The following is a 5,623-nucleotide window of genomic DNA, read 5'->3' as shown; positions in this document are numbered from 1 at the left end:
TCTGGAAGGAGCAAGAGATATTGAAGGAGGAGAGAATATCCCTTTTGTTGTCACCTGGAATGTTTCTATATTACCTGCAGACATAACTCGTTGCCGAATGCAGTTTGATGGTAATCAGGAACTTAGTTATGATACAACAATGGCCACTTATGAATTTGTTGATTCTTTAATCGATGTCTTGCTCATTTATCATCGTACTCATAATGTAGATTTTTCTAAGAATTTCTATGGAAAGCTACTTCGCTATGAGTGATTCACCTTGAAATTTAATTCCTGATTGAAAGTTTACTTTAATAATACTAAAATAGTTGATTGATTATTTCATTGGTTTTATATTTTTGATTGAAAAAAATCAATATTTTTCCTCCTGAGAATTTAATATAAAATCAAAATTATATAGACCGAACTCTTTGAGTCACAAGCTACTTCCTTCTAGAGGGACTTTTGTGTTACGATCTAAATGGTTGAAATCCCCACCTTAAGCTGCCAGCGATATACACTCATTATGAGTTGAAACCGGGAACGATACAGCAATAGGAAAATGACTGAAGGGCTATGGTAAAATCCAACCTGGAAGCAAAACAAAAAGCATTGTTGATGTTTTTTTGTCCAAACGATACATCTGTCCCGGGAGGGCATTCCGAGACTAAAAATGGACAGGGAGTGCGTGTAAGACCTCTGATGAGGTGTCGTGCGTAGAGCTGTCAACCCCGTTCAGCGACCATCTCTAAAAAGGTGGCGTGGTGAGGAATCACCTTTATTATAGGAAGGTGAGGATGTCAAAAGTTTATTGATTGCGGGAGTGAGGGTGTGCCAAAATCTGCCAATTATTTGCTAATTGGATCGACCGAAGCTTACAGTGGCAAGTCTACAATTACTTTAGGAGTAGCCCATAAGCTGCAACAGCAAGGGATAAGCATTGCTTATGGAAAACCCTTGGGAAACTCTTTAAATTCAGTATCTGTAGAAATTGATGCTGATGTACAGTTTATTACTGAAACTCTCAAGCTTTCAGAAAATAGTATTCGGCCAACTATGTTAATGCTGGATGACAGTACTATAAAAAAGCGTTTGCTTGGAGAGGACAACACTGATTATCAAAAAACTCTAGCCCAATATCTACAGATAGAAGGAGAAGATTTAGTTTTATTAGAAGGACCAAGTAATTTAGATGAGGGTAATCTATTTGAATTATCCCTAGTACAAGTTGCGGAAATTCTTAATGCTGCCGTAATTTTGGTGACTCGTCCAAATTCAGGTTCTTATATAGACTCTTTACTCTCAGCTAAACAACGTTTGGGTAGTTCCCTTTTGGGTGTGGTCATTAATGATGTACCACTAGCAGCACAAGAAACAGTAACTACTTTAGTGAAACCTTTTCTAGAGTCTAGGAACATTCCTGTATTAGGAATATTGCCGAGAAGCAGTCTCTTACGCAGTGTCACAGTGGCAGAATTAGTTAAGCAATTAAACGCCCAGGTTCTTTGTCGCCCTGACCGCCTGGATTTAATGGTAGAAAGCTTGACAATTGGCGCAATGAGTGTTAGTGCAGCGATTAAATATTTCCGTAAAGCTACAAATATGGCAGTAGTTACCGGAGGCGATCGCACAGACATTCAACTAGCAGCTTTAGAGACTTCTACCCATTGTCTCATTTTAACTGGGCAACTGCCTCCGGATGAGTTAGTGCTACGTCGTGCTGAGTATGTGGAAGTGCCTGTTTTGTCAGTGGACTATGATACTTTATCTACTGTGGAAATTATAGATAGAACTTTTGGTAGTGTCCGTCTACACGAACCTGTGAAAGTAGAATGTGTCAATAGACTAATGGCACAAGACTTCGACTTTGAAAGTTTGCTCAATCATTTTCAGCTAGCGGTTGGTTAAACAATTATTAATTGTTAATTGTTAATTACCGAAAAATTTTGGGTATGCGCCTCCCCCTTTTAAGGCTATCCCTTATAAGGAACTCCTGAAACCTTGATGGGAGGGTGGGGAGGATGGGGAGGTGTGGGGAGTGTGGGGAGTAAGAATATTCAAAAAAACGTCTAATTCAATACACTTTTCTGAGGAAAAAGCCTCTCAAATGACTTATACATAAATTCTCACTAATGTCTACGTTTTATGTTAAGAAAGATGCTTATAAAGCATAGCTTTTAAGGGGAGAAAAAAAAGAACATATTCCTTATTTCAAGCCTCCTTATTGCAGAGGTACTGATAACTGATAACTGATAACTGATAACTGATAACTGATAACTGAAATTACCTCTCCTTTAAAACGGAATTGATTGACCAAGATAAGAGAATATTCCTTATATCAAGCCTCTTGCTTGACCTTTGTCATGCTGCGCAAACAGCAAGAGGTACACTGATAACTGTTAACTGAAATGACTCCAAGTACCGTGGAAACCCATTGGTAAAACTTCTGGTAAGGCTAACCGACAAACAGGTTCGGCATCTAATTTGGAACTATCAAATATCCAGACCTCACTACAGTTGCGCTCACCGTCAAAAATAACAGTTAATACCCATCCTTTCTGAGCATCTTCAGCATCAGGAGCATAGATAGGTTCCATAGGATAGCAATTGGGCCTTAAATTGGTGGTAGTAAGAGTATTTTTGTGATGGTCGAAACAGGCGATCGCCCCAAACATTTCTTGACTAATATCTATTCCTGGTTTATGAACTGCCAAATAACTAAAGCGAAATGGTTTTCCGACCTCAGCAGGAGCAACCGTAGGCAACTCACAGGGAATATCCAATAATTTATAACTGTCAATGATACGACCAGATTTAGGTTCTAGGCGTATCTGCCAGAATATCCCATGAGCAGGAGTATGAGTTTGGCCAGTAGGTACTTCTTGGAGGTACTTATTTGTTTGGTTAAAATCTTTATAGCGGATTAAGTAAACTAATACTGTGCCATCTGAGTCTACATAGCTATTGCCAAAGTGCCACTGATACCAGGGTTCCGTTTCTTGACGAGTGATGAGTTGTAGAGATGAGCGATCCACTACTAAAATCTGTGTTCCTAGCTCTGGTTGCCAGGTTAAAGCATCACTAAAGCTTTTTATCTTTGTAAAAGCTGGCAGTAGTTTTAAACGTACTGGTGAAATAAAAAATATTAGATATGGACCTGCTAAAACAAAATCGTGAATTAGAGGGACACCAGATATCGGAATCAGACCTTTTTGCTGAATTTTTCCAGTACTATCACTGCGGTAGATATTGAGCGAGCTATTTAGTCCAGGAGTTACTCCAAAGTTATAGATGTCACCTGTGACACTATCTATTTTAGGATGTGCTGAATAGCTTTGATGATTTTCTAAGCCTCCTAAATCTTCTAGTCCCAAAGTTGCCAAGGTTTCCAAATTGAGACTGTGGGGATGTCCACCTTCCCATAGTGCTAAAAGCCGGTCTGGCAAAGCCAAAACTGAGGTATTAGCAGCATTTTTTATTGGTTGAGTAAGCTTATCCCAAAAATTTCCTGGAGGGTTCATTCCATAGCCACCAAAAATAAATCTTTCTTTTTCTGTCTCAAGCTTATACCCTGCTGTTTGCACATAACGATAAGTAGCCCAAGGTTCTTGACCTTCCAGAAAAGAAGAATTAAAATGCACTGCTAGAATTGCACCATCTCCATCAAACCAATGTCCTACTTGCTGTTGATTCCGTGATAATCTAGCAGGACCATTTCTATATAAACAACCTCTTAATCCAGATGGGACAACACCAGAAATAATTGATAAAGTAGTAGGTGGGAATTCTTGAGCTGGTTGAGTAAAAGCCTTTGCCCATGCTGGAGTTTTGAGCATATTTTTAACGATCAATTGTTATTTTTCGTGACATACTCCCACACTAACCTGACGGTATAGTGTAAGCTCTCTCGTTTCACAGTCCCGGTATCCCGTCGGACTCTACGAGCTTTAAGAACGAGATGCCCCACCGCTCTTTTTGCACATAAAAAACTGCTCACCTAGTTCCGCAATAATATTTTACGTTTTCCCACGGTTGACTAGGAATTCGGGCCAACGACCCCATATCCTATTAAATTTTCATGGTTTATGACTGGTGGCGATTAGCTCAAACCAGCATAGTTCGATGATAACATAAAAATTTGTAAATTAATGAGGCATAATCACCCCATTAATTTACCGCCGATTCATCTGGTCGTCAAATCACAGATTATGGCGTGAGGCTTCTCAGGGGTTTAGCTTAAAGATATAGATGTACAAAAATATATTTAATTGTTATAATCCTCTAGGCAATTTTATTACAGTAGATAAAATCTTTGAGTCAATCAATTGATATTCCCAAGGTAGATGACTTTTTAGAGGAACTTTTAGCAATCCAACAAACAGGTTCTAAACGAATTGCTATTTTGGGTTCTCGTCATGTTCCTATTACTCATCAACAATTAATTGAGTTGTTAAGTTATGCCTTGGTTTTAGGATCGAATCATGTTATTACATCAGGGGCAACAGGTACTAATTTAGCAGTAGTTCGGGGGGCAATGAGAGCCGATCCTAACTTAGTTACTGTTATTTTACCTCAAAGTATGAAACGGCAACCTAGAGAATCTCGCCAAGAATTGGATAAGGTTATTCATTTAGTGGAAAATCCTAAAAATGACCAATTATCTTTAGCTGAAGCAAGCTCTATTTGTAACCAGGAAATTATTTCTCGATGTCAACAGCTTATTTGCTTTGCTTTTCATGAAAGTAATACTCTGTTGAAGACTTGTCAAGATGCAGAAGATCAACGTAAAGTAGTAACTCTGTTCTATCTAGATTAATATAGCGAAAAAAAATGAGTTTGTTGGAGTTACCAGCATCGTCGATATTACTAAATTGCATAGTAATAGGAGCAGTGCTAGTCTACGCACCTTTCTTAGTAGTAGCCTACGGTCGTCTTAAAGTAGGCTATGAACCGGGTGCTCCTAGGGCGATGTTTGAAAAATTACCTGATTATGCTAAGAGGGCAACTTGGGCACATCAAAATTCTTTTGAAACTTTTATTGTGTTTACAGCAGCTTCTTTGATGGCATATCTAACACAACAAGATTCTATTTTGGCAATAGGAGCGGCAGTTGCTTTTGTCATTGCGCGATTTTTTTATTCGATATTTTATATTTTGAATGTGCCGATCGGGCGATCGCTAATGTTTGTTGTTAGTTCTTCTGGTACTACTATTTTATTTATTCTCAGTTTGATTAGTATTAATAATTTTTAATCTATTATGCTGGTTTAATTTAGAATAGTCTCTGTTTCTCAATTAAAGTTTAAGTGTAATAAATGTAATACTATTTGTTGGTATTAGGAAAAAAAATCCTAATATCAAGACCTGAAATATATAAAGAGATAAAGAGATTTTTTCCAATCAAAAATCTAAAATTATAGCAGTTTTGGAGTTAATAAGGTACAAAATTTTAGGACTTTAGGGAGTAGGGAAAAAAGATTAGTCTTCAAAGTGTACCTCACGTTTTCTAAAAAGTGCTGTAATTCATGGTTTAGGAGAAGGAACAAGGAATAAGAAAGTAAGGAAAAGTATTACCGAAAAATTCAGGTATAAAGCCTCTCCATTCATGGAGAAAGAAGAAAAAAAAATCCTTTGATTCAATCCT

General features: G+C 37.8%; 5 protein-coding genes. 4 read left to right on the top strand and 1 reads right to left on the bottom strand.

Translation table 11 applies throughout. The features are described 5' to 3' along the window. A partial coding sequence (gene ebsA, locus F6K13_RS15775; protein ID WP_287287815.1) for a type IV pilus biogenesis protein EbsA occupies positions 1-253 on the top strand: 253 nt, incomplete at its 5' end. A 557-nt stretch (positions 254-810) separates the two neighbouring features. Then, entirely contained in the window at positions 811-1,887 is a 1,077-nt protein-coding gene (locus F6K13_RS15770; RefSeq protein ID WP_287287814.1) for a phosphotransacetylase family protein, read from the top strand. 491 nt (positions 1,888-2,378) lie between these two features. On the opposite strand, the gene F6K13_RS15765 is transcribed toward F6K13_RS15770, so the two are convergent. Beyond that, positions 2,379-3,815, bottom strand: a complete 1,437-nt coding sequence (locus F6K13_RS15765; protein WP_287287813.1) for a carotenoid oxygenase family protein — start codon at positions 3,813-3,815, stop codon at positions 2,379-2,381. A gap of 476 nt (positions 3,816-4,291) precedes the next feature. Here F6K13_RS15765 and F6K13_RS15760 point away from each other — a divergent pair, with 476 nt between their 5' ends. Both F6K13_RS15760 and F6K13_RS15755 read left to right on the top strand, forming a co-directional pair. After that, a complete protein-coding gene (locus F6K13_RS15760) occupies positions 4,292-4,795 on the top strand; it encodes a DNA recombination-mediator protein A (RefSeq protein WP_124145618.1) in 504 nt (167 codons plus the stop codon). 14 nt (positions 4,796-4,809) lie between these two features. After that, the gene (locus tag F6K13_RS15755) at positions 4,810-5,232 is read left to right on the top strand and encodes an MAPEG family protein (RefSeq protein ID WP_192901302.1); all 423 of its coding nucleotides are present in this window, start codon (positions 4,810-4,812) and stop codon (positions 5,230-5,232) included. Positions 5,233-5,623 lie beyond the last annotated feature (391 nt).

This window comes from Okeania sp. SIO2B9 (assembly GCF_010672505.1).
Taxonomy (GTDB): Bacteria; Cyanobacteriota; Cyanobacteriia; order Cyanobacteriales; family Microcoleaceae; genus Okeania; species Okeania hirsuta.
The sequence above is the reverse complement of the archived record's forward strand: the minus strand, read 5'-3'. Positions and strand labels throughout refer to the sequence as shown.